The sequence below is a fragment of the Porcincola intestinalis genome (genome assembly GCF_009696445.1).
Classification (GTDB): domain Bacteria; phylum Bacillota; class Clostridia; order Lachnospirales; family Lachnospiraceae; genus Porcincola; species Porcincola intestinalis.
The window spans coordinates 1-21,796 of record NZ_VULZ01000001.1 but is presented as its reverse complement, the minus strand read 5'-3'; the positions used below and the strand labels follow the sequence as shown (position 1 = coordinate 21,796).

The following is a 21,796-nucleotide window of genomic DNA, read 5'->3' as shown; positions in this document are numbered from 1 at the left end:
ATACCAGGAAGGGCGGATATAACTTCTGCCAGTCCATCGTAAGACGCAGCACTCTCGGCTGCGGACGTAATGCTGATAATGGAGGAAAATCGATGAAAACCTATATGGCGACACCATCTACGATCGAAAGAAAGTGGTATGTAGTCGATGCAAACGGTAAGACGCTTGGACGTCTGGCCAGTGAAGTCGCTTCTGTCCTCAGAGGAAAGAATAAGCCGACCTATACACCGTTCCTTGATACCGGGGATTATGTGATCGTTGTCAATGCTGAGAAGGTGAAGACCACCGGTAAGAAGCTTGACCAGAAGACCTATTTCACGCACTCCAAGTTCGTCGGCGGGGCAAAGTTCACAAGCCTTCGCGAGGCGATTGCGACAAAGCCGGAAAAGGTTATCGAGCACGCAGTATTCGGAATGCTTCCTCATGGATCGCTCGGAAGACAGATGCAGAAGAAGCTGTTTGTCTATGCAGGCCCGGATCACAAGCATCAGGCGCAGAATCCTGAGACGCTTACATTCTAAGAGGGAGGGAACGTACTTTGGCTAGCGATAAGTTCTACGGAACCGGAAGAAGAAAGAGCTCTGTTGCCCGCGTCTATCTTGTAGCGGGAACCGGAAAGATCACGATCAACAAGAGAGATATCGATGAGTACTTCGGTCTTGAGACGCTGAAGACCATCGTTCGTCAGCCGCTTGTACTGACCGAGAATGCGGACAAGTTTGATGTCCTGGTCAACGTCAACGGCGGCGGCACAACCGGACAGGCCGGTGCCATCCGCCACGGCATCTCCCGTGCCCTTCTGGAGGCAGATCCGGAGTACAGAAAGCCGCTGAAGGATGCAGGCTTCCTGACGAGAGATCCTCGTATGAAGGAACGTAAGAAGTATGGTCTGAAGAAGGCCCGCAGAGCACCTCAGTTCAGCAAGCGTTAATCTCAGTTACCGAAGGATAATCGGGATCAGCAAACACGAGAAAACCCCGGAAACGCCATTTCTGGGGTTTTCTTATGCCCAAAATGGTTTGTCGCAGTTTATCCTGATAAAGTTCATGGATCGATATCCGTTTACCGCAGGAGAGGAGATCTCGATCATTTCCGGATAGGCCTTTATCCCTATGGACTTTCCGGCATACACCACCGGGACAGGGGTACTGGTTCGAACGGAAAGCGTACGGTGGAAAAAGGTAACTGTTCAGAATCCAATGTCAGTTAGTTAGTGTCTGCTCAACAAAGCCCCCAAAAACCACGAACAGCTGTGAATACCCGCGGCGGGAGGTTACGCTGCTTCGAATTCGATGAAATGGCTAGAATCTGTGCCGTTTTCGCTTTCCGCAAATAAAGCAAAAAAATATTGCCGGCAGGGATTGCGAATAGATTCGTCACAAACACTGACAGGGCAATCGATGACAGTGTCGTATCCGACAGCCTGGTCATGGCCAGCCCCGCGCCGCTGCACCGCTTGTCCAGGCTGAAGAAGCGTTCCACCTCGATCCGGTCTGTATTGTCCTGGTATTCCTCTTTGGTAGACGCTTCCCTGGACGGCCTGCCAAGCTTAGGCCCTGACATCCGGATTCCATGTTCTTTGCAATAACCGCGGTTCTTCCGCGTCCGGTAGATCTGGTCAACCACCGCCCTTGCGGGATAATGGCCGTTGCGCTGGTAGTACGCTTCAACCGCCCCCTGGAACACAGAGCCTTCATTATACGGGTCAAACTGGATCTTTTCCAGCCGGGCATGGCCTTTCTCATCGATGCTGACATCATAATTTGTGCCAAATTCTGTCGGGTTCTTTGCTTTCCCCCCGGATAACCGGCCTCAGGTATGGCTGGCTGATACTGACAATCCGGCCTTCAACGATGTGTGTATGGTTGTCAAACATGTACTTTTGCTGACGGTACAGCTCCATAATCGTCAGATAGAAGTCGGTATACTTTTCTGGTAGGGCATACCCTTCCGCCATATATGCCTCAAGGTATCCAAGATCACGGCGTAGGCACTCCAGCTGCTTGCGGACCAGGGAACGCAGCTTTTTTGTCGTACGTTTCTTGCTCTTTGCAACAGCCAGGTATTCCCTGCGGACAACATTCCGGTAAGTTCTTGGTTTCTTCCACGGGGCATAAGTTTTATGGAAGTAATCGATCATCTCCTCAAGCTTCACGCGCCCGCTATTTAAGAGCACAAAGCCCTGCGGATACTTTATGTTTGATGGCGAACAGGCAGCGTCAAGGATGAACGTCCCGCTGTTTTCCCCGTCTTCCGACACGCAAACCTTATTCCTGGCGTGTTCAGGCGTAGCATCAGTCTTTCCGAGGAACAGTTCGTTTTCCCGCGTCAGGAAGCTGACGCTGAGTCTTTTCCGAAATGTGACCAGCGATGTTGCCTCAAAATGGCACTTATGCGAGTACTGCTGTATGCCAAGGAAGTACTGGAGATACGGGTTCTCGGCGATCCTCTTTACAAGCGCGGTCGGACAGCTTTTGCGTTTCTGGATAATGAGAGCCCCAAGTGCCATCCTCAGAGGTTTCGCCGGGTATCCTCTGTAGGAGGGGAACAGACTGGCATACAATTTTTCAAGCGCCCCAGCCAATTCGTGTTGAAAGGACAACCCACTCGTTCTTCTCCTCAAGCTGCATCCCGCAGCTCTGGTTGAAGTCGAAAAGGTGTGAAGCGGTTTCTGCGCTTCCGGATTCACGGTTTCCATCGGCCGGACTCGCGGTTTCCACCTCGCCGGAATGGCGGTGTTTTTACACCGGAAAATTCAGAAAACGGGGAGTATATGGCAATGGATTTCTGTAGTGATGAAGATGAATCATATATGCATTCAGAAGAAAACCGTCTGGTGATGAATGACGGATATCTGAGAGAAATATCGTGGGAACGAAGAGAGGTGGGCGGTAAGCACACCTCTCTTCGTTATAAGGTTTTATATGTTTTGTCTGGCTTATAAATATTTATAGTCACAATGGTTCCGTATTTGGGGTAACTATGGATCTCAAGCCCTGAATTTGCTCCATACGTTAGCTTAAGTCTCTGATTAATATTAAATAATGCATATCCTTTGGCAAGAGGATTGGTACCTTTGGGATATCCTATCCCATTATCTTGAACAGTAATAATTAAATAATTGTCTATGTGATTACCTGAGATTTTGATGATTCCTTTAGATTCTAATCCTTCCAGACCATGATGAATACAGTTTTCTACCAAAGGCTGAAGTAAAATATTGAAAACTTCGTAGTCCATTAGTTTATCTGGAACGTCTGTGATTAATTCAAAACGGTTATTAAATCTGACATTTTGGATTTCAAAATAATATCTGACCAAATCAAGTTCCTGCCTTATGGTTGTATCAGAATTTCCATGATTTAATGATAATTCAAAGAAATGTGAAAGATTTAACACCATTTTTGCGGCATCATCAGCATGAGATTTCTTCGTTATCCAGTATAAATTATTTAAAGTGTTATATAAAAAATGAGGGTTTATCTGCGATTGGAGCATTTTCAGTTCTGCTTCTTTATGTTTGAGAGTGGTTTCATATAACGATGTAGTAAGTCTGTGATTCTCTGCAGATACAATTTGAAAACGATGTCCAAGTCTTCCTATCTCATCACTTGTATCAAACTGAATAGTAGAGAATTCGTGGTTCTCCAGTTTATCAATTGCATTTGTAAGAAGATTAATTTGTTTTGTGATACGGCGTGTAATATTATAGGCAGCATAAAGGCTTACAGTCAGCGAAACAATTCCAAGAAGCAAATTGAAGAAAAATACTTTTTTGTGATTTATAGAGATAAGAATAGGGTAATATGCAGTATAAGACCCACCCGGTAGTTGAATTAATGGTGTGATAAATCATATATTCCGAATCATCAACGTTCTGAGAAATACCATTTAATATTCGCTGCTGCACGAATTTATTTAAAGTACTGCTATTTTCTGTGGAAAAAATTGTATGGTTGTTAGCTACAATGTAAATGGAAAAATCTGTGCTTTTCAGCTCGCTATTACAGCTTCTTCAGGGTGTGCTCAGTTGTAGTTGGCCGCATAGCGGCGTAAGCCGTCCTATGCGGGATCGTTACCAGAATGACAATGCGACGGTGAGGTCAAGACCCTGCCCCGCAGGCGGGGCAGCTTTGCTGCAGCCTTGACGGAAACGGAACAGTGTCATAAGGATCATGCTGTTTCTTCCGTCATCATTCCCCACATGAAGCAGGCAAGTTCGCGGGCAATTGATGTTTTGACGACATTGACTTTTTTACCGCATTTCAGGGTCATCCTGTAATACCTCCTGCGGAGACGTTCGTTAGCTTTGTCAGCGTAGGCAATGACTTCCGGAGGGTTTCCTTCCTGGCGGGCTTTCAGAGCCTTGGATTTGAATCCGATACTCCCGCGCCCGTAGGACTGAGTTGCTTCAACAAGGAGCCTCTTGACATGCGTATTGCCGGCTTTCGTGATCGGGAGTCGGTTGATCCCGTCACCGCTGGAGTCCTTACCGGGGACCAGACCGATGTATGAGGCGAACTGCTGAGCTTTCTCAAACTGTTTGAAATCGCCGACTTTAACGATGACAGCAAGTGCCGTCTGCGTTTTGATGCTAAGGAAACAGCAGAGCTTCCGCACGCTTTCCCGATAAGCGTCCTGATCAGCCAGTTCTTCGATACGCCTGTCAAGACGTTCCAGGGTATCGGTAAGTTTATCGTAAGTCAGAAGGTACTCACTAAGGGTCTCTTTATAGAGTCCCTCTGGTTCAAGGCTCCGTAGCCAGCTGAGATGAGCAGCCGTCCAATGGCTGGCACCGGCATTGTAAATAAAGCCATGGCGGAGGCAGAACGCGAGGATCTGCTGCTTGATCTTCTTGAGTGCCAGTTTATGGTCATCCCTCATGCGGATGAACTCCTTGATCTGTTCCTCTTCGGAGGTAGGGACATGTACCTTGTGATACGAATGATGAGCGAGGCAGCGAGCGATCACCTCAGAATCCCGCCTACCGGTCTTTTTCTTTTTCTGTACAGGCGACTTCGCCATAGTGGAAGGAGCGAGTATGATACACTCAACACCATGATCGTTCATCTGATGATATAACGTATAGCCAAGACATCCGGCTTCATAACCGCATATAAACTTACTGTCATCGCCGTAGATTTCACGCATGCTTTCGATGTATTCAAGGACAAGCCGATAATCCGGATCAATCTTCACATAATGAGAGCAAGCATCATCTCTGACTGTATAGCAGCAAAGAGAAAAAGAGTTCTTGTGGACATCCATTCCGACGTAGACTGTGGTATTATTCATTTGGTGGCCTCCATTTGTATGCGGTAATCCCTGTTACCATGATTGTGACGATCACAGTTTACAGGTAAATCCGCGATGTTACAAATGTGGGGCCATTACATATTGTCTATATAGGTTAGCGGATGTGTTATCTTTGTTAGAACATTATAAGATATCATTAGCTTGCATTAGCAATGTTGCTTAGTTTAGAGGAGCGAAGAAAAACAGAGTACTTACAAGTGATTAATAATAACGCGAAAGGAAACCGAAATGAATAAAGAAGAATTATTATTAAAAAACTACAAAATATTGTCAAGAGATATTTCTAAAAATCGTGATGCTCTAATATCTGCAATTCAACAGCTAATGGAAATGGATCCAAACCTGGGACTTAGAGTTTGGGAAGAGAGTATAAATGATAATATAACCAGCATATCAACTGACTTTGGTAAAGTTGAGTTCGAATACAAAAATCCAGGGTACATACTTGTTTATCAATATGAAAACGCTATTTGCGAAAAGAATTTCTTTGCTAATGCGGCAGAAACATTTGCAAGAAACCATTATTTGCTGGATATCTTATATACTAAATCTCCTGTTTCAGAGTATTGCAGTGCCAAATATGTTCTTAGCTATTTGATTAGAACTGATCATCTGCAAGAGGCAGATAATATCTTGTCTGCAATATATAAAAATAAGACTTATAGTAAATATTCTTATTTATGGGATTGTATAATTGATATGTTTCAGTATGGAGATAGTTATAATCCTAGTGCTTATTTTTCAAGGCCACTAACTCAGCCAGAACATATAAGGAGCTTTTGTATTGCGTGGATTGAAAGAATAAAAGATGAGGAGGAGCAGGCGGGTGCCATGACATTCGCTATGAAAATGTTTTAATGAGAAGATTTAAGGATGTTGTAAAAGAAGTAAGCGATAAGTTTATTAATGAAGCTAAACAATCCCCACAACTAATTTCTGATATGGCGAAGATGGAATACTATATGGCAGAGAGTTATTGTGGCAGGTTGTTTATAGAATTACTTCAAAATGCAGATGATGCCAAGGCAACACGAATTATTTCATTTTATAACAATGGGAACCTCTATTTTGGCAACAATGGGAAGCCTTTTGATGAAGAAGATTTGGTGGCTATATCTAGATCGGGAGCAAGTGAAAAACAAAGAGGTAAAACAATTGGATATCGAGGAATAGGCTTTAAAAGTGCATCAGCAGTCTCAAAGGAAATAATAATACACTCTGCTAACACGTATTTTTCATTTTCCAAGGAGAAATGCGCAAAGCTTCTTAATATGAATTCAGAAGATGTTCCGACTATAAGAATTCCAATCTACTTAGAGAATGTCGAGCAGAAGATTCAAGACGATGTTGAGGTGCTTAAGGATAGTGGATATTCTACGATTTTTGTATTTACAAATGTAGATGTAGATATCTATCTAGAAGAGCTAAGGGATGTAAATGATGGATTTTTCTTGTTCTTAAATAATGTATATGAATGTGTTTTTGATATTTGTGATTTTAAAGATCAATATAGCATAGGACGTTTCTCAAACTTTGGAAATGAGCATGTTGAGATACAAAATGCACTTGACACAACTGAATGGATGATAGTGAAAAACCGAGATGCAGCAGTTGCGTTCTTAATAAAGGATGGAATTATTGTTCCATGTAAAGAGGAACAAGCAGTGTACCACTGTTATTTGCCAACATTAGAAAAATCAATTGTTCTATGTAAGATAAATGCTGATTTTTCAACGGACCCATCAAGAAAACATATTACACTGGATGATAAGACAAAAGACTCTTTAAAACGTATTTCACAGATTATAGGCTTAGTTTTTGAGAAAGCTTTAAACGAAGCAGATACTGGAAAGTACAAGAATATTTTCAGACTGTTTCAGCAAAAATCAACTACTTCAAAAATCAATTTTTATTTGGATGGATTAATTGAAACTGATATAACTAGCAGAAAATGGATAAAACTTGAAAATGGGGAAAAGATTTCTCCGAATGAATATAAATTATTACCAGCTTCATTTGATCTTGACAATCCATCCTCAGTTAGAGTTGTAAACGGAGAAATATCAAAAGACTCACTACCTAAACAAGTTTATGAGAATATCGATGAGATAGAACCATTTATGAGTCGTTATAGTACAAAAAGACTCAGCATAGATGTGATTTCGAAGGATCTATCAGACAAGAACTATGTTAAACAATTAAATCTTGAAACATATACCCAATTATTAATAGGGACGATAAGAGAAAGCAAAATGGAAACAGCCATAAATGCAGAGTATTCACCTAAATTGGATTCATTCATTATAAAGAATGATAGAGGCGAATATACATCTATAGAGGATTTGGTTGAGAAAGAAGAAGAGATCGAACCTTCATTGAGAAGGGAAATAAAAGACAGGTTAGGAGACTCTGAAATTAAATGGTTTCAAGCACAGGTTGAAACGAAAAATCTGATTTCAGAGACACCACAAGACGAGGAAGTTGCAACATTTAATAGTTCTCGGCAAGGTAAGGAAGAGGGCGCTCTTTCTCCGCATATAGCGAAATGGAGAAATGCGGAGAGCAAATGTGTTTCTATAGAAGAAAGCATGGGGAATGAGGCATATGATGTTAGCCTAAAGAATTATGGGTATGATGTGGAAAGCACCACACCTGATGGAGAACACCGTTATATAGAAGTAAAGTCTGTTAAAAAAGATTTTGGATTTTCATTGACTAACAATGAATATGCAGCAGCATATCAATATGGAGCACAATATTTTGTTTGTTTACTGTTAGAAGATGATGATAAGCTTATAGCTCGTTATATCCAAGACCCATTAAAAAATGCAAGATTTGAAAAGCGGATAAAGCAGTGGGAATGGATATGTCTGGATTGTAATTCTGTTACCTTATCATTTGATCTAGATTCCTGATGTGGGTTTTATCTCGCTGTTTATGGCGTGCAAGCTGAATGAACGCAGTGAGTTGGAACTGATACCCCGACCACGAAGTGGTGAGTCATCTGGGGTGACGACGAGGGCTCTGTCGTTGGGAGTGATTTCATTAATGAACATATAAAGATTAAAACTATTTAGAAATTGGGGGATAGAGTTATGTTAAAAAAGGAGAAATTTGAATTTCTTAAGAAAAAGTACGAGACACAAAAAAGCGAGATAACTACTGTATATGAGGTCGGCGGATGGTTAGGGAAACTTGCAGAATTTGATGTAGAGTAAATTGTACCCCTTGTCAAGGACACAAGAGATTTTAGTTGCCCCGTTTTTAGACAGCTATGATCCTTGCTCCCTGTCAATGGACACAGGCATTTTCAGTACCCGTGTTATTGGACATTTTGGTGGCTGAGAGTTTAGTACTCTGTTGAAGTTACTCCCGGGCTCTGCCCGGACCCGCCCCTCATCGGAGAGGCAGGAAAGCAGCATTGGCTGCTTTCGCCACATAGGGTAATCCGTGTCATTCCGTCAAGGGCTGCCCGGACGCTGACGCGTCCAGCGTGCTGTCCCTTGACTCCGTTCCCGATCCCAGTTCTTCAGCAGATTTGCTCGGAACCGACAGTTCGGGTTTGTTGGGAATGTCCAGCGAATATATTCCAGTGGTATAGAACTGATAAAACTCATTGGGTGCAAGCTTTGCCAGTTCCCATTGATATCTGCGGTTGTTGTAATAGTCCATGTAGTCGTCAACAATGGCCTTGACCTCCAGGAACTCAGTGCAGGCTGCCACCTTCTCGCTGATGTGATCCTTCATGTGGCCATGAAAGCTTTCCTGCGGGGCATTGTCCCAGCAGTTGCCCTTTCGGGACATGGACTGGCGCAGCTTCTTATCCTTCAGGATATTGATGAAGCTATAGCTGGTGTAATGGCAGCCTTGGTCTGAATGAACAATCGTTTCGGCATGAAGGGATTATTCCGGGCCTCCGGCCCACCCCGGCCGCAGTTCAGCGCAGCCTGACCTCGCTTCAGTCCATTTGATACGATCCGTACATCAGTCCATGCTGGCCGCTGATCAGCGCACCTGTTGAGTATCGTTCTTTTTGTTTTCCTCGTTAGAATTACAAAAGGAGCTCAGCTCCAAATCTAACGAAGGGAGGCCAGAAGAATGGCCAGAAAAATCAACGTGAAGCTTATCATGGAGCTTTGGGATGCAGGATTATCACGAAGTACGATCGCATCCACAAGACACATCTCAAGGCATTCTGTCAGTGAAGTCTTCAACATCGCTGACGAAAAGGGCATTCATTACAATGATGTCCGTGTCCTTGGGGAACTGGAGGTCTGCCGCCTCTTCTACCCGGAGAAGTTTGCAAACGAGACCATGTATGGCGATCCTGACTACCAGCATGTACATCAGGAACTGAAACGGGTAGGCGTCACCCTCAAGCTTTTACATGAGGAATACATCGAACGCTGTGAGCGTAACGGTGAGATTCCCATGGGCAAGACCAAGTTCAACGAGGGCTATGCCGAATTCACCATCACCAACCGTCTTACCAACCATCTTGAGCATAAGCCGGGAAAACGTGCGGAAGTAGATTGGTCCGGTCCAACGATGCACTATGTTGACATGAGTACCGGTGAACTGATCACGGTCTACCTGTTTGTCGGAACGCTCCCCTACAGCCAGTATTCCTACGTCGAACCGTGCTTGGACATGAAGATGGACACTTTTATCCGGTGCCATATCCGTATGTATGAATACTTTGGCGGCGCTCCGGCGGTACGGACGGTATGCGACAATCTTAAGACCGGTGTTGTATCTCATCCCAAGGAAGGCGAGATTATCCTGACTGATGATTACGCGGCTCTGGGTTCACACTACATGACGGCGATCATGCCCGCCGGCGTAAGAAAACCGAAACATTATCGGCGAAAAAGTGTTATCGGCAATCTCAACAAGAAAATACATCTGTTTACTTGCAGGAACTGTGGCAATAAATCAAACGATGACCGCATTGGAGCTATGAATCTGTGTCGCATGGGAATCAACTATCTCGAAGATAGCCAAGTACCTGATACAGTTACGGCAGAGTAAATCTTTGACGTAAGGGGGCGGTGTCAACCGTCCCATGGTGCGACCCCACGGAAGTCACACCGATAAAATGTAGAAGTTGTTACAACGAACTATAGGGGAGTCGCAAGCAACGTACCTTTAGGTGCGTGGTAGTTGACTCGAATGCAATCTATCAAAATCGCAGACAGATCAGAGGAGAGGAATTTCCTATGAACGTATTGGAATATGGAAGTCCTGCAGCGGATCTTGTCCTGCTTCAGCCGGTCGATGACCATGACCTTGAGGGGATGAAACATGAGATTGCAGCAATCAGGGCTCAGCTTCGCAAAGATTTCAGACTGTTGGCATTCAAGGTAGAAGACTGGAACCAGGATCTGTCACCCTGGGAAGCACCTGCTGTATTTGGAGATGAAGCCTTCGGAGATGGGGCGCAGGGGACACTCGACGAGATACTGAGTTACTGCACCGACAAGGAGAAGACATATTACATCGGCGGATATTCGCTGGCAGGGCTGTTTGCGCTTTGGGCGGCCTGCCGGACCGACCAGTTTGCAGGTGTCGCTGCGGCCTCACCGTCTGTCTGGTTTCCCGGATTTGATACCTTCCTGAAAGAGCAGCCGGTCCGGTGCGGGAGGGTTTACCTGAGTCTTGGAGACCGGGAAGAGCGGACCCGTAATCCTGTCATGGCGAAGGTAGGAGACAGGATCCGTGAGGCAGCAGCCCTTTTCAAGGCGCGCGGTACAGACTGTGTGCTGGAGTGGAATAAGGGAAACCATTTTATGGATGCAGACATCCGGACTGCAAAAGCGTTTATCTGGGTAGCAGATGAACACAGTGCCGCCGTGCAGCGGCGGAATGGAGGCGTTTCATGAAGACAAAAGATGACCTGCTTCGCATGCTGCGGAGCATCGACCACCGAGGGTACCCGGCCTATAAATCTCTTGCGGGAAGCTATGACTTCGGGACGTATGCCCTGCATATTATCCATGTGCAGGGAGATCTCTTTGCGGCGCCGTCTGATCTGGAGGTGTCTGTGAAGGCAGCGAATTCGCACTGGCCGGCGGAAGCATGCGGCCGGTATGAGACCCGTGTCGCTCTCCAGGATATGATCCTGAGACGGTTCAGTGCCGGACTAAATCAGGTGTCCGGAAAGGCAGGCGGCTCCGGGAAAAGCGGGAATCTGAGCGCCAGCCGTCCGGGACAGGAGATTCTGGACAGAAGCGCCTGCCAGCTTGACAAAGAAGGAGGGGTAACGCTTCGGTTTTACGCAGGTTTTCCGGCAGCCGGGCGGACGGTCCTTGCGGGAGAGCTGGAGAAGATGCTGTTTGACTATCTTCCGGAGGTTGTCAGAAAATCAGCCTGTGCAGCTGCCTGGAAGAAGGAAACTGTCCGGGATGTTCTGAATCTGGCGGAAGACCAGGCGTGCCTCAGAAGCGAGCTGGAAAGACTTTCCCTGTGCGCCTTCGTCGCAGACGGCGCCATCCTGCCAAGAGAGAGCGGGATCTCCCAGAGACCGCTGAAGGACGCGCTGCCTTTCCGCTCGCCGGACGAGGACAGAATTACACTTCAGCTTCCGCATCACGGGACAATCAGCGGGATGGCTGTCAGAAGAGGCATTACCCTGATCATCGGCGGCGGTTATCACGGGAAGTCCACGCTTCTGAAGGCGCTGGAGCTTGGCGTCTATAATCACATCGCCGGGGACGGACGGGAGTACGTCGTGACAGATGAGACGGCTGTGAAGATCCGGGCGGAGGACGGACGCTGCGTTAGTGGCGATGACATATCCCTGTTCATCAACCATCTTCCGAACCACAAGGATACGACTGCGTTTTTTACAGACAATGCAAGTGGAAGCACCTCTCAGGCAGCCTCTGTAGTGGAGGCTATGGAGTGCGGTGCCAGGACGCTGCTGATGGATGAGGACACCTGCGCGACGAATTTCATGGTGCGGGATGAGCTGATGCAGCGAATTGTCTCCGAATCTGACGAGCCCATCACTCCGTTCTCGGACCGGATGCGCCTGCTCTATGAGAAAGCCGGTATCAGCACCATTCTCGTTGCCGGCAGCTCGGGCGCTTTCTTCAGCCAGGCGGACACCATCATCCAGATGAACCAGTATGAGCCAAAGGATGTGACAGAAAAGGTTCGCGCGATCGTTCCATTCCCAAAACAGGAGAAAAGTCCTTCCGTTTCTGTCAGTCCGAAGGAGGACAGAAGGTATCCGCGCCCCGGCAGTGACTTCCGGGAAGAGCGGGGGCGTGTGAAGCATAAGAGCCTTGGGACCGATGGCTTCCTCATCGGACACGGGGAGACAGATCTGCGGCTCGTCGAGCAGCTGGCGGACAAAGAGCAAAGCGAGTGCCTCGCAAGGACATTTCTGTGGATGGCGAAGGGCGGAATGAATGGACGCAGGACTGTCGCCGCACTTGCAGACGAATGGGAGCAGACATTCCGGCGGGAAGGGTTCGGGATGTACAGGGAAAATGGCCCTGTTTCCGGGAGCATGGCGAAGCCGCGGAAACAAGAGCTGGCGGCAGCCATCAGCCGCTGCAGGGGGTTGATCTGGAGATAATGATAATAAATCAGAAGCCTCAGGTGTCAAGGAGCGCTTCCAGGCCGTCCGGACTGATGATCTCGATCCTGTGCGGCGTGTACCGGATCAGTCCTTCCGTCTCCATGCGCCGGAGCTCACGGTGCAGGGAGGGCCTGGATACGTTCATGAGCATCGCCCACCGGGTCACGGATTCAGGAATCGCGACGGTAAGATGCCCGGTTTTCCGGCTTTGCGTGAGCAGCCAGAAGGCAGCCCGCTGCGCGATTCCGTTGTAGGAGAACAGCTCGAGCCGCTGCTGCAGAAGGTAGGTGGACGAGGAAATCTCTGTTGTGAAGTTCTGAAGAACACGGAGATTTTTCTGCATCATCCTCAGCATGTCCTCACGCTGAAACATCATGATGGTCGACGGCTGCAGCGCGATGACGTCGCAGGGATAGACGCGGTCCTCTGAAAATGCCGCAGCCGGGCCAAGCATCTGACCGGGAAAACGGGAGGTGACGTTGACCTGGCTTCCATTTGCAAAGGATTTCTGTGCCTGGACGCAGCCCTCCAGGACGATTCCGATCCTCGCCGCCTCGTCCATCAGATGAAAGATGGTTTCACCCTTGTCGTAACACTGCACGTGGTGCGGCGTTTCCTCCAGGATTGCCCGGACCTCAGACGAGCTGAGTCCCTTGAAGAGAGTGCTGTTTTCAAGCAGGTGTTCGTTCATGATATACTCCTTGCTGCTGTGGCATTCACAGGTCTGATTCTTTTTTTTCCCTTTTCGTAATGACGTTCCGTAATGATGTTCCGTAATGATGTCGTCCATAGAGGCAAATTCTTCCTCTGATGTCTTTTTATTCCCCATCCAGTATACACGAAAAATCAGGTCAAACTGTATCCTGAGATACAGATAAAGCTGCAAGGACTGTGTATGATCAGAGTTGTCAGGGGGACAGCAAAGAAAGAGTCCACCGGAAAGGCGGTGCAGAATGAAAGAGAAAGTCGGAGAGGTATTTTCCATTGCAAGAGACAATGCCCCGGTCAGAGGCTGCACAATCTCCAGGGAGGTTCACGGCGGGACAAGCAGCATTACCTACTTTTCGCTTGCGGGGGGCACGGATATCAGCGCAGAGATTCATCCCTACCACAAACTGATTCTGGTTATGTCAGGAAGCATAGCGGTATACGGAGAAGGCGCAGAAAGACGGCTTGGATCCGGCGACGGGCTCCTGACGGAGGCAGATAAGGCTGTCGGCATCAGAGCATCGGAGGATGCCGTTTACACTGAGATTTCAGTTCAGAAGGAGGACAGAATGAATACGGTTATCAAGGCAGGAGAGGTGTTCAGGCTTGCGGATCTGGTTCCTTACCAGGACGGGAAGATTGTAAACATGGATGTTGTCCACAATGACAGCATGAAATTTGTCGTGATGTCATTTGACGAAGGAACAGGGCTGGCGGAGCATGCGGCACCGGGCGAGGCGCTGATCTTCGCGCTGGACGGGGAAGGCATCATCGGCTACGAAGGAAAAGAACACGTCATTCACGCCGGGGAAAACTTCCACTTTGCAAAGGGCGGACGCCACTATGTGAAGGCAAGCGGTAAATTCAAGATGGCACTGCTGCTGACGCTGGAGTAAGCTGCAGGGCCGCTGAGGAGAAGAGAGGAGATTCAACAATGAAATACGCTGTAGATGAGAATTGTATCGGATGCGGGCTTTGCAATGCGACATGCCCGGAGGTTTTTTCCATGACAGACGAGGGCATAGTATATGACTGCTTAATGCCGTAAAAATGCGGGTTTTAGAAAAATTTTAATAGCAATTTTAGCAATAATTTTAGCAAACTTTGAATATTGAAACATTGTCCACAGCTTTAGCATCATTGATCTTAAGTGTTTTCGTAATATGCATATAGATTTGTCTGGTAATCTGGGGGCTGCTGTGACCAAGCCTGCGGCTTATAGTATCGAAAGGTACACCTGCTGCCGCTAACAATGATGTATGCGTATGCCTTGTTATGTGTGGCGTCACGCCTTCCCGTCCGAGAATGTCTTTGCCTGACTTTTTCAAATAATATTTATAAGCGTAATACGATAATCTTTCCCCATTTGGGGAAGTCATAAAATACGGGGTAGTCCCGTATCCGTAGATCATACGTTCTTTGAGCATTTCTATATTGATTTCTTTGATGCATCGCGCCAATTCAGGCTGGATGTGTACATCTCGAGTAGAACCGTCCGTCTTTGTCGGCCCAATAGCATGCGTGATTGAGTTAAATGTTTTAGTCACATGAATATTCCGCGCGTCGATATCGGATGCATCCAGGGCGATAGCTTCGCCGATCCGCAGACCGGAAAGGACAAGGAATTCAGTCAGCAGTGCCCATCGCTTACAGGTCATTCCGGTTACCAGCTTCTCCACTTCTGCTGCTTCAAGATATTTGTCCTTGATCTTCTCTCGTTCCGACGGCTCCGGATACTTGTCGATCTTGTCAATCACTTCCCTGGCCTCTATCAGATCACGCTTGTACGCCCAGCGGAGGAAAGCTTTCAGTCGACGTAAAAGCTCATTCTTCCCGGTGTTGTTACGTCCGGATTCATCCAGGCGTTGCAGCACGTATCCCGCTGTCAATTGATCCACATACACGTCATCGAGGGTTTTCAACAGCGTCTTCATCGAATACATGTTCCGGATCATTGTTTGCTCCCTGAGATCGCCATGGACTACGTCCTGCTGCATGGATTCCTCGTACTTCCGGATCAGGTCGGATAGCTTCAGCTTTTTCAGCGATGCCGGCTTCTTCCGCAGCAGCTTCGCCTCAAGCTTCTGCCTGGCGGCCTTCCTTCCTGCCGGAGTATCCTTCTGGATGGTGCAGGACACAATCCTTGATTTCCCCGTCAGCGGGTCGATCACCCGTTCCTGCATGATCTTGTAGCCATTTCTTTCAGCTATCCACATATTCCACCTCCTGTGTTATAATGAAAAAGGTCAGAGGTTGCCCGTATAATGCGTCGGGGTACAATGACCATCGCCGTCTGGTGTTGCAGCACCGGGCGGCTTTTATAATGCAGTTTCTACGCGATATTATTCCTGATATTTGCACTTCTCATGCAAAAACGGGGATAATAAACGGAAATCTCGATTTATTGTGATTCGTTATGCAATTCGTTTACAAATCCGGCTGAAATAATTCCGGCTGGCATCGCAATTATTGCTATCCCAAATATAGATGATGCCATTGTTACGATTCGCCCTGTCGTGGTTACGGGGTAGATATCACCATAACCAACAGTGGTAAGTGATACGGTTGCCCAGTAGATCGCTTCAAAAAAGTTTCCGAAGCTCTGCGGCTCGACGTTGTAAATAATCAGCGCGGAGATGAAAATATATACGGCGGCGATCCAGCACACAGCAATCAGTGATTGCTTCTCTCTGGATACGATCTTGATTATCACCTCCACATTCCTAGAATACCTCAACGCCTTAAAGACTCTGAAGATCCGGAACATGCGGATCAGCCGGATTACACGAAGCAGCCTGAAGGAGCGATTAAGAACACTGATCCCTGGAAGGATTGAAAGGAGATCGACAATCGCCATAAAGGTGAATGGATACGCAATATATGCAACCGGACCTTTCTTTTTCAGCTTCAGGTCGGCTGTAAACCATCGCAATGAGTAATCTACGAGAAACAGCGCCGTACAAATATGATCGCAAATTACGAATGGCCTATATGTTTTTTTGAACATCATCGGGACGATGCTAATAATGATAGCCAGCATCATTACGATGTCGTATGGGTCCGGGGATTCATGTGTTTCCGGAGGTTCGACAAGCTGGAATATTTTCTCTTTCATTTTATCTATCCTTCAACAATGTGTGTACTTCTGACTCGATAGATTGGTTATCACCATTAGCACAGCAATCGTTTCTTACTACATTGTTTCACTGCGCTTTATGGCAAATCCATGTAAGTTTGCCAATTATCCGCATGTCTGATCCATCTAGGATAATCGGTGTATACGCTGCATTACATGACTGTAAAATTGCTTTATCGCCAGACCTATATACCTTTTTAAGCACCGCTTCATTATCCGGACCAAAGATCACGGCATAGATCTGCCCATCCTCGAAATCATAGTTCTTGGTCAGAAAGGCGATGTCACCGTCCTGGATCCCTGCATCTATCATTGAGTCACCCTTAGTATGAAGCGCGTAATCAGCACGTATTGTACGATCAATATAAAAGAATCCGTCAAAGTTTTGTTCTCCGATCGGCCCCTCGCCACAACCGATCACACCCAGGATCGGGACGGGATAGGCGGCGGGAACGGAAATATTACTAGGAAGCGGAGGTTCCTTTTCATCCCAGCCCATCAAAAAACCGGGCGTTGTCTCCAGAGCTTTTGCAAGCTGCGCGATTTGCGATTGCTTCATGTTGCGCTGATCCAGCTCGATCTTATTTACTGATGATCTTGACTTATAGTTAAGCTTTTTAGCCAGCTCGTCTTGCGTCATTCCAAGGGCTTCTCTACGGCTGCGTACTCTCCATCCAAACGTTGTCATAGCTCTTACCTCCATAAGTATTATATACGCATGTAGACCAATAATCAACAAAATTTGAATGTTTTATAAAATAGTGTTGACATTATGGGGACACAGTGCTAACATACTCAATGTAGACAAAACGTCTACAGAAAGGAGGACACATGACAAACAGCAAATTGTTACGGGAGTATATCAATCGCTCCGGATTAAAGCGCACTTTTGTGGCGAAAAAACTAGGCCTTTCGTACCAAGGCTATCTCAACAAGGAGTCTGGTAAGTCAGAATTTACTCAATCCGAAATACAGGATCTTTGCGACCTACTCTTGATTACCGCACGGGATAAGGAACGTATTTTTTTTGCCAAAGAAGTAGACTATATGTCTACATAATGAGGGCACAAGATGGATGAATTGATACTTGCGACGCTGGATGAAGTTATTAAGCTCTTGAGACAATTCAGGAAGGAGCTGGACGAAACAAACGAAAGGCTGAACCAGATACAGCCTAATGAGCGTGAAATAGAAATCAAGATTGATCCGAAAGTGCTTGGATCAGCCGTTTATCACGATATTTATCACGATATTCAGAACGGATCAGAGTAAGCAAGGAGGGCACAGGATGGAGAGGAAATGGGTGAGGGTTAGGGACATCCCAAAGGAGTATTCGGTGTCCCGAAGCTACGCAACGAAGCTGGTAAGCGATATGCGCAATGATTCACGGACAACCGACCGGGATTTCATTCTTGATGGAAGTATCCGGCTGGTGCGCGTTGAAGCGCTGGAGGACTTCTGGCGCAGGCGCGGAGCAGGAGAAGCATAAACATTCACACACAGGAGGGAAACACAAATGACAGCAGCAGAACTTAACAAGAGACGCACGCATGGAGAGAAGCTGAGAAAGAATGAGCTTGTCATGCACGTCCGGCTGACGTTCATGAACGAGCTTCTCGGTACTGCATCCGGGAACGAGGATATCCATGGCACATACGTCGCCGGAAAGATCAAGAAGAAGCAGAAGGCCAGCCAGAAGTACATCAGAGAAGGCCTGACCGATGAACAGCGTGATGCCCTGGTCCACCAGGAGCTGGAGGACATCAAGAACCTCAACGCCGACGAGGAGATCACCAAGGGGAAGACCTTCTTCCCGAGGAATGACAATGGCGATCCGATCCTGTTCGACTACCAGATAAGGGGATTTTTCAAGAGCGCCTGCGGGGCCTGCCGGCAGATCCCCGAGAGCGAGTCGAAGGGGTTCACGGCATACAAGGGGAAGATCGACACGCTGATACAGGTGTACAGCGATGTCAACAAGAGCACGGACGCGATCAATCGCGGGGAAATCGAAGATAAGACCGTCCGCGAGATCGTGATTCACACCGACAAGCCGATCGGAGACTGCCAAAGGCCGCTGAGGGCGTCAACCCCGCAGGGTGACCGGGTGGCGATCAGCGACAGCGAATCCATCGCGCCGGGCGCATGGATCGAATTCGACATCGTGTCGCTACTGGGCGAAAAGTCCCGTCCGATGATTGAGGAATGGCTGGACTACGGCAGGGACAACGGGATCGGAGGATGGAGGAACAGCCGGAAGGGTTCGTTTCTGTGGGACTACGTGGATCCGGAAGAGTGACGGCATTGTGCTGTACTGGCACTGAGCAGAAGAGCTGTGCGCAGATGTGCATTGGAGTTGCTGGGCAACGAAAAGCAAGAGAAAGGAGACGCTACGAATGGAGCGGATCCGCGTCAGCAGGTATGGTTCGCCAATTAACACGCATCCAACGCGCACTAACACGTACTAACACGCACTATGTAAAGGTATTGAAAAGCCATGAGATGTTACGGCAAAGCGTAGCCACGCGGCGCAAAGGCAAAGCAACGTTAAGCATAGCATAGGCATGGATGCGACAAGATTGGAATCGAGTTGAGTGGCAACAGAGTTGAAGGGGTATGCATTGGAATTGCAAGACTATGGCATCGTATGGTATTGAGACGTGTTGCACCGCAGGAGCGCTGCGGGGTTAAGCGGAGCATAAGAAATGCGCAACGAGGTATAGCTGCTGAACTGCGTTGGATTGAGCGGCGGAGTACGAGAAAAGTATTGCATGGATGAGAACTGCAGCAGAAATGTGAAGCATAGATCAGAGTTATAGCAACGCAAGGCCAGGAGTGGCGCGGCATTGTAAAGCTATGGAAGGGAAAGGCCCAGCGATGATATGAACGGCATCGGCGACGAACAGCGAATCCAGGCATCGCAGAAGCGAAGAGACGAAATGTTTAGCGCTGGCAACACAGCGAGTGACTTTGCAAAAGCAAAGAGAAGAATAGTTATGCAAAGGAAATGCACAGCAAAAGAATCTCAAGGATATGTTCGGCAAAGGCTCTGCTATATGGTGAGGCTCGATGCTACAGAAGAGAAATGAGACGTCCAGAAACGCTTACGCGTCACCGAGCGATGCTGCGACATGAAAGGTACGGGAAATGCTGAGAGTGGCAGTGATAGCTATTCAAAATGGCGATGTCGTTCGCAAGGAGCATATGAGCTATGCGGCCGCGCGGAGACAGTGCCTGAAAAGTAACTGGCGGGATGGCGAATGCCAGCTCGCGATCCAAATCACAGGAGGGGAAAGGAATGAGAAGAAAGGTAATCATTAAAGCAGTATCTGCCGGCATCGCGGCGGGATTCCTGACACTGGTACGGCCGGAAAATCAGCCGGGAATGGGCGCCACAGCGTTAATCGCGATCATGTTTTATATGATCAACTGCCGGGCACTGTCGTCGCTGATCCGCGAGAAACACTACTACACGGCGACGGCAATCGGCGACCGGTACGGCCTGACCAGATGGGCCGACACGAAAGTCGGCGCGTGAGAAGGAGGAACACAGGATGGCAGTAAAAATTAACGAGTTAGAAATTGAGAACCTAAAAAGAGTAAAAGCCGTGCAGATGACGCCATCGGCGGCAGGACTGACGGTTATCGGAGGGAACAATAACCAGGGTAAAACTTCCGTACTGGATGCGATTGCATGGGCTCTCGGAGGCAATTCCTTCCGCCCTTCACAGCCGCACAGGGAGGGATCGGTTTCTGATCCGTATCTCCATGTTGTACTCAGCAACGGCCTTGTTGTTGAACGCAAGGGTAAAAATTCCGATCTGAAAGTAACTGATCCGACCGGGAACCGCGCCGGGCAGCAGATCCTTGACGGTTTTATCTCAAAGCTGGCGCTCGACCTGCCGAAGTTCATGCAGGCCAGCGACAGCGAAAAGGCAAACACCCTGCTGAATATCATCGGCGTTAAGGATCAGCTGACCGCCCTTGAGAAACAGGAAAATGACATCTACCAGGAACGGACGGCAATCGGAAGGATCGCTGACCAGAAGAAGAAATATGCGGAGGAGCAGACATATTATCCAGACGTTCCGCAGGCACCAGTATCCGCATCCGAGCTGATCAGACAGCAGCAGGAGATTTTAGCCAGAAATGGCGAGAATCAGCGGAAACGTGACAACCTGGAACACATAAAGGCGGAAAAACGCAGGCTTGAAATGCAGATCGCAGACCTCCGCGAAAAACTGGAAGCCATGGAAGCACAATATAAATCCTGTGCCGATAACGAGCTGACTGCCGAAAAGACGGTCGCCCAGCTTCAGGACGAATCGACTTCGGAGCTTGAGGAGAGCATCGCGCAGATCGATGAAACGAATAGGAAAGTCCGCGCGAATCTTGACAAAGACAAAGCGGAAGAAGACGCAAAACAGTACGCCGATCAGTACAACAATCTGACAAAGCAGATCGAAGATATCCGCAAGCAGAAAAAGCAGCTGCTCGACGGTGCAAAGCTGCCGCTGCCAGGGCTGACTGTCGAGGGCGGGAAACTGCTGTACAACGGTCATCCATGGGATTGCATGAGCGGATCAGATCAGCTGAAGGTTGCGACTGCAATCGTGCGGGAACTGAATCCAGAATGTGGTTTTGTCCTGCTTGACAAGCTGGAACAGATGGACAGAAATACGCTTGCCGAATTCGGTGAATGGCTGGAAAAAGAGAACCTGCAATGTATCGCCACCAGAGTGAGCAACGGTGATGAATGCAGCATCATCATCACCGATGGATATAGTGAATCAACCGCGCTGAAAACCGCGAAAGCGCCGTCATCAGCGTGGAAGGAAGGAGAGTTTTAATGGAGATAACACGAGGCGTTATCCACAAGGCAACAAAAGTCGTCATCTACGGCCCGGAAGGAATTGGCAAGTCAACACTGGCTTCTAAATTTCCCGATCCGGTATTTATCGATACTGAGGGCAGCACGAACATGATGGATGTGGCGCGGCTTCCCGCGCCTTCCAGCTGGACAATGCTATTTGAAGAGATCGATTATG

24 protein-coding genes and 1 pseudogene are annotated in these 21,796 nt (G+C 47.7%); 17 read left to right on the top strand and 8 right to left on the bottom strand.

The window, feature by feature from the left end; all coding sequences use genetic code 11:
* The first annotated feature begins 92 nt into the window (after nt 1–92).
* Both rplM and rpsI read left to right on the top strand, forming a co-directional pair.
* Nucleotides 93–521, top strand: a complete 429-nt coding sequence (gene rplM, locus FYJ35_RS00120) for a 50S ribosomal protein L13 (RefSeq protein WP_154521365.1) — start codon at nt 93–95, stop codon at nt 519–521.
* 17 nt (nt 522–538) lie between these two features.
* Nucleotides 539–931: a 30S ribosomal protein S9 gene (gene rpsI / locus FYJ35_RS00115; RefSeq protein WP_154521362.1), complete on the top strand. Its 393-nt coding sequence runs from the start codon at nt 539–541 to the stop codon at nt 929–931.
* Between the two features lie 290 nt (nt 932–1,221).
* Here the strand turns inward: rpsI and FYJ35_RS00110 are convergent.
* From FYJ35_RS00110 to FYJ35_RS00100, 3 genes and pseudogenes are all read right to left on the bottom strand, one after another.
* Nucleotides 1,222–2,630: pseudogene (locus FYJ35_RS00110) on the bottom strand (IS5 family transposase).
* A gap of 280 nt (nt 2,631–2,910) precedes the next feature.
* Nucleotides 2,911–3,756 (bottom strand): sensor histidine kinase, encoded by an 846-nt coding sequence (locus FYJ35_RS00105; RefSeq protein ID WP_154521359.1) that lies wholly within the window; start codon nt 3,754–3,756, stop codon nt 2,911–2,913.
* Between the two features lie 417 nt (nt 3,757–4,173).
* On the bottom strand, nt 4,174–5,295 hold the full coding sequence (locus tag FYJ35_RS00100) for an IS110 family RNA-guided transposase (protein ID WP_154521356.1): 1,122 nt from the start codon (nt 5,293–5,295) through the stop codon (nt 4,174–4,176).
* 249 nt (nt 5,296–5,544) lie between these two features.
* On the opposite strand from FYJ35_RS00100, the gene FYJ35_RS00095 reads away from it, so the two are divergent.
* The 3 genes from FYJ35_RS00095 (at nt 5,545) to FYJ35_RS14800 (ending at nt 8,534) form a co-directional block, all read left to right on the top strand.
* Nucleotides 5,545–6,174: a hypothetical protein gene (locus FYJ35_RS00095; RefSeq protein WP_154521353.1), complete on the top strand. Its 630-nt coding sequence runs from the start codon at nt 5,545–5,547 to the stop codon at nt 6,172–6,174.
* Complete coding sequence (locus FYJ35_RS00090) at nt 6,174–8,231, top strand: DUF3883 domain-containing protein (protein ID WP_154521350.1); 2,058 nt, start codon at nt 6,174–6,176, stop codon at nt 8,229–8,231. Before FYJ35_RS00095 ends, FYJ35_RS00090 begins: the two co-directional genes overlap by 1 nt.
* A 180-nt stretch (nt 8,232–8,411) precedes the next feature.
* On the top strand, nt 8,412–8,534 hold the full coding sequence (locus tag FYJ35_RS14800) for a hypothetical protein (protein WP_268892510.1): 123 nt from the start codon (nt 8,412–8,414) through the stop codon (nt 8,532–8,534).
* 235 nt (nt 8,535–8,769) lie between these two features.
* Here the strand turns inward: FYJ35_RS14800 and FYJ35_RS00085 are convergent, their stop codons facing one another.
* Nucleotides 8,770–9,120 (bottom strand): IS3 family transposase, encoded by a 351-nt coding sequence (locus tag FYJ35_RS00085; protein ID WP_154521347.1) that lies wholly within the window; start codon nt 9,118–9,120, stop codon nt 8,770–8,772.
* Nucleotides 9,121–9,414: 294 nt separating this feature from the next.
* Here FYJ35_RS00085 and FYJ35_RS15020 point away from each other — a divergent pair, with 294 nt between their 5' ends.
* The 3 genes from FYJ35_RS15020 to FYJ35_RS00070 all read left to right on the top strand — a co-directional run bounded on the left by FYJ35_RS15020 (nt 9,415) and on the right by FYJ35_RS00070 (nt 12,901).
* Entirely contained in the window at nt 9,415–10,347 is a 933-nt protein-coding gene (locus tag FYJ35_RS15020; protein ID WP_154521344.1) for a hypothetical protein, read from the top strand.
* A 188-nt stretch (nt 10,348–10,535) separates the two neighbouring features.
* Entirely contained in the window at nt 10,536–11,198 is a 663-nt protein-coding gene (locus FYJ35_RS00075) for an esterase (protein WP_154521341.1), read from the top strand.
* On the top strand, nt 11,195–12,901 hold the full coding sequence (locus FYJ35_RS00070) for an ABC-ATPase domain-containing protein (protein ID WP_154521338.1): 1,707 nt from the start codon (nt 11,195–11,197) through the stop codon (nt 12,899–12,901). Before FYJ35_RS00075 ends, FYJ35_RS00070 begins: the two co-directional genes overlap by 4 nt.
* Before the next feature lie 19 nt (nt 12,902–12,920).
* On the opposite strand, the gene FYJ35_RS00065 is transcribed toward FYJ35_RS00070, so the two are convergent.
* Complete coding sequence (locus FYJ35_RS00065) at nt 12,921–13,595, bottom strand: Crp/Fnr family transcriptional regulator (RefSeq protein WP_154521335.1); 675 nt, start codon at nt 13,593–13,595, stop codon at nt 12,921–12,923.
* Nucleotides 13,596–13,857: 262 nt separating this feature from the next.
* Here FYJ35_RS00065 and FYJ35_RS00060 point away from each other — a divergent pair, with 262 nt between their 5' ends.
* Nucleotides 13,858–14,508: a cupin domain-containing protein gene (locus FYJ35_RS00060; RefSeq protein WP_154521332.1), complete on the top strand. Its 651-nt coding sequence runs from the start codon at nt 13,858–13,860 to the stop codon at nt 14,506–14,508.
* Between the two features lie 38 nt (nt 14,509–14,546).
* Nucleotides 14,547–14,660 carry a ferredoxin gene (locus FYJ35_RS15290; RefSeq protein WP_154521329.1) on the top strand — a complete coding sequence of 38 codons (114 nt, stop codon included), beginning with the start codon at nt 14,547–14,549 and terminating at the stop codon, nt 14,658–14,660.
* 46 nt (nt 14,661–14,706) lie between these two features.
* Here FYJ35_RS15290 and FYJ35_RS00050 read toward each other — a convergent pair whose 3' ends face one another.
* From FYJ35_RS00050 to FYJ35_RS00040, 3 genes are all read right to left on the bottom strand, one after another.
* Nucleotides 14,707–15,828 (bottom strand): tyrosine-type recombinase/integrase, encoded by a 1,122-nt coding sequence (locus tag FYJ35_RS00050; RefSeq protein ID WP_154521326.1) that lies wholly within the window; start codon nt 15,826–15,828, stop codon nt 14,707–14,709.
* 185 nt (nt 15,829–16,013) lie between these two features.
* The gene (locus tag FYJ35_RS00045) at nt 16,014–16,727 is read right to left on the bottom strand and encodes an ion transporter (RefSeq protein ID WP_154521323.1); all 714 of its coding nucleotides are present in this window, start codon (nt 16,725–16,727) and stop codon (nt 16,014–16,016) included.
* Between the two features lie 88 nt (nt 16,728–16,815).
* Complete coding sequence (locus tag FYJ35_RS00040) at nt 16,816–17,436, bottom strand: LexA family protein (protein ID WP_205839636.1); 621 nt, start codon at nt 17,434–17,436, stop codon at nt 16,816–16,818.
* 143 nt (nt 17,437–17,579) lie between these two features.
* Between FYJ35_RS00040 and FYJ35_RS00035 the strand changes: the two genes are divergently transcribed.
* From FYJ35_RS00035 to FYJ35_RS00005, 7 genes are all read left to right on the top strand, one after another.
* On the top strand, nt 17,580–17,807 hold the full coding sequence (locus FYJ35_RS00035) for a helix-turn-helix domain-containing protein (RefSeq protein ID WP_154521317.1): 228 nt from the start codon (nt 17,580–17,582) through the stop codon (nt 17,805–17,807).
* A 12-nt stretch (nt 17,808–17,819) separates the two neighbouring features.
* Nucleotides 17,820–18,020 (top strand): hypothetical protein, encoded by a 201-nt coding sequence (locus FYJ35_RS00030; protein ID WP_154521315.1) that lies wholly within the window; start codon nt 17,820–17,822, stop codon nt 18,018–18,020.
* 16 nt (nt 18,021–18,036) lie between these two features.
* Nucleotides 18,037–18,237 (top strand): hypothetical protein, encoded by a 201-nt coding sequence (locus tag FYJ35_RS00025; RefSeq protein WP_154521312.1) that lies wholly within the window; start codon nt 18,037–18,039, stop codon nt 18,235–18,237.
* 27 nt (nt 18,238–18,264) lie between these two features.
* Nucleotides 18,265–19,047 (top strand): hypothetical protein, encoded by a 783-nt coding sequence (locus FYJ35_RS00020; RefSeq protein ID WP_154521309.1) that lies wholly within the window; start codon nt 18,265–18,267, stop codon nt 19,045–19,047.
* A gap of 999 nt (nt 19,048–20,046) precedes the next feature.
* The gene (locus FYJ35_RS00015; RefSeq protein WP_154521306.1) at nt 20,047–20,286 is read left to right on the top strand and encodes a hypothetical protein; all 240 of its coding nucleotides are present in this window, start codon (nt 20,047–20,049) and stop codon (nt 20,284–20,286) included.
* 16 nt (nt 20,287–20,302) lie between these two features.
* Entirely contained in the window at nt 20,303–21,598 is a 1,296-nt protein-coding gene (locus FYJ35_RS00010; RefSeq protein ID WP_154521303.1) for an AAA family ATPase, read from the top strand.
* Nucleotides 21,598–21,796: AAA family ATPase (locus FYJ35_RS00005; protein ID WP_154521300.1), on the top strand; the 199-nt coding region annotated here is incomplete at its 3' end. The genes FYJ35_RS00010 and FYJ35_RS00005, both read left to right, overlap by 1 nt.

Coding starts and splice junctions, on each gene's coding strand:
- FYJ35_RS00060 (WP_154521332.1), top strand. CDS start 13,858: ATGAAAGAGAAAGTCGGAGAGGTATTTTCCATTGCAAGAGACAATGCC.
- FYJ35_RS00065 (WP_154521335.1), bottom strand. CDS start 13,595: ATGAACGAACACCTGCTTGAAAACAGCACTCTCTTCAAGGGACTCAGC.
- FYJ35_RS00100 (WP_154521356.1), bottom strand. CDS start 5,295: ATGAATAATACCACAGTCTACGTCGGAATGGATGTCCACAAGAACTCT.
- FYJ35_RS00095 (WP_154521353.1), top strand. CDS start 5,545: ATGAATAAAGAAGAATTATTATTAAAAAACTACAAAATATTGTCAAGA.
- FYJ35_RS00025 (WP_154521312.1), top strand. CDS start 18,037: ATGGAGAGGAAATGGGTGAGGGTTAGGGACATCCCAAAGGAGTATTCG.
- FYJ35_RS00020 (WP_154521309.1), top strand. CDS start 18,265: ATGACAGCAGCAGAACTTAACAAGAGACGCACGCATGGAGAGAAGCTG.
- FYJ35_RS00075 (WP_154521341.1), top strand. CDS start 10,536: ATGAACGTATTGGAATATGGAAGTCCTGCAGCGGATCTTGTCCTGCTT.
- FYJ35_RS14800 (WP_268892510.1), top strand. CDS start 8,412: ATGTTAAAAAAGGAGAAATTTGAATTTCTTAAGAAAAAGTACGAGACA.
- FYJ35_RS00040 (WP_205839636.1), bottom strand. CDS start 17,436: ATGACAACGTTTGGATGGAGAGTACGCAGCCGTAGAGAAGCCCTTGGA.
- FYJ35_RS00070 (WP_154521338.1), top strand. CDS start 11,195: ATGAAGACAAAAGATGACCTGCTTCGCATGCTGCGGAGCATCGACCAC.
- FYJ35_RS00010 (WP_154521303.1), top strand. CDS start 20,303: ATGGCAGTAAAAATTAACGAGTTAGAAATTGAGAACCTAAAAAGAGTA.
- FYJ35_RS15020 (WP_154521344.1), top strand. CDS start 9,415: ATGGCCAGAAAAATCAACGTGAAGCTTATCATGGAGCTTTGGGATGCA.
- FYJ35_RS00030 (WP_154521315.1), top strand. CDS start 17,820: ATGGATGAATTGATACTTGCGACGCTGGATGAAGTTATTAAGCTCTTG.
- FYJ35_RS00015 (WP_154521306.1), top strand. CDS start 20,047: ATGAGAAGAAAGGTAATCATTAAAGCAGTATCTGCCGGCATCGCGGCG.
- FYJ35_RS00085 (WP_154521347.1), bottom strand. CDS start 9,120: ATGTCCCGAAAGGGCAACTGCTGGGACAATGCCCCGCAGGAAAGCTTT.
- FYJ35_RS15290 (WP_154521329.1), top strand. CDS start 14,547: ATGAAATACGCTGTAGATGAGAATTGTATCGGATGCGGGCTTTGCAAT.
- rplM (WP_154521365.1), top strand. CDS start 93: ATGAAAACCTATATGGCGACACCATCTACGATCGAAAGAAAGTGGTAT.
- FYJ35_RS00035 (WP_154521317.1), top strand. CDS start 17,580: ATGACAAACAGCAAATTGTTACGGGAGTATATCAATCGCTCCGGATTA.
- FYJ35_RS00045 (WP_154521323.1), bottom strand. CDS start 16,727: ATGAAAGAGAAAATATTCCAGCTTGTCGAACCTCCGGAAACACATGAA.
- FYJ35_RS00050 (WP_154521326.1), bottom strand. CDS start 15,828: ATGTGGATAGCTGAAAGAAATGGCTACAAGATCATGCAGGAACGGGTG.
- FYJ35_RS00090 (WP_154521350.1), top strand. CDS start 6,174: ATGAGAAGATTTAAGGATGTTGTAAAAGAAGTAAGCGATAAGTTTATT.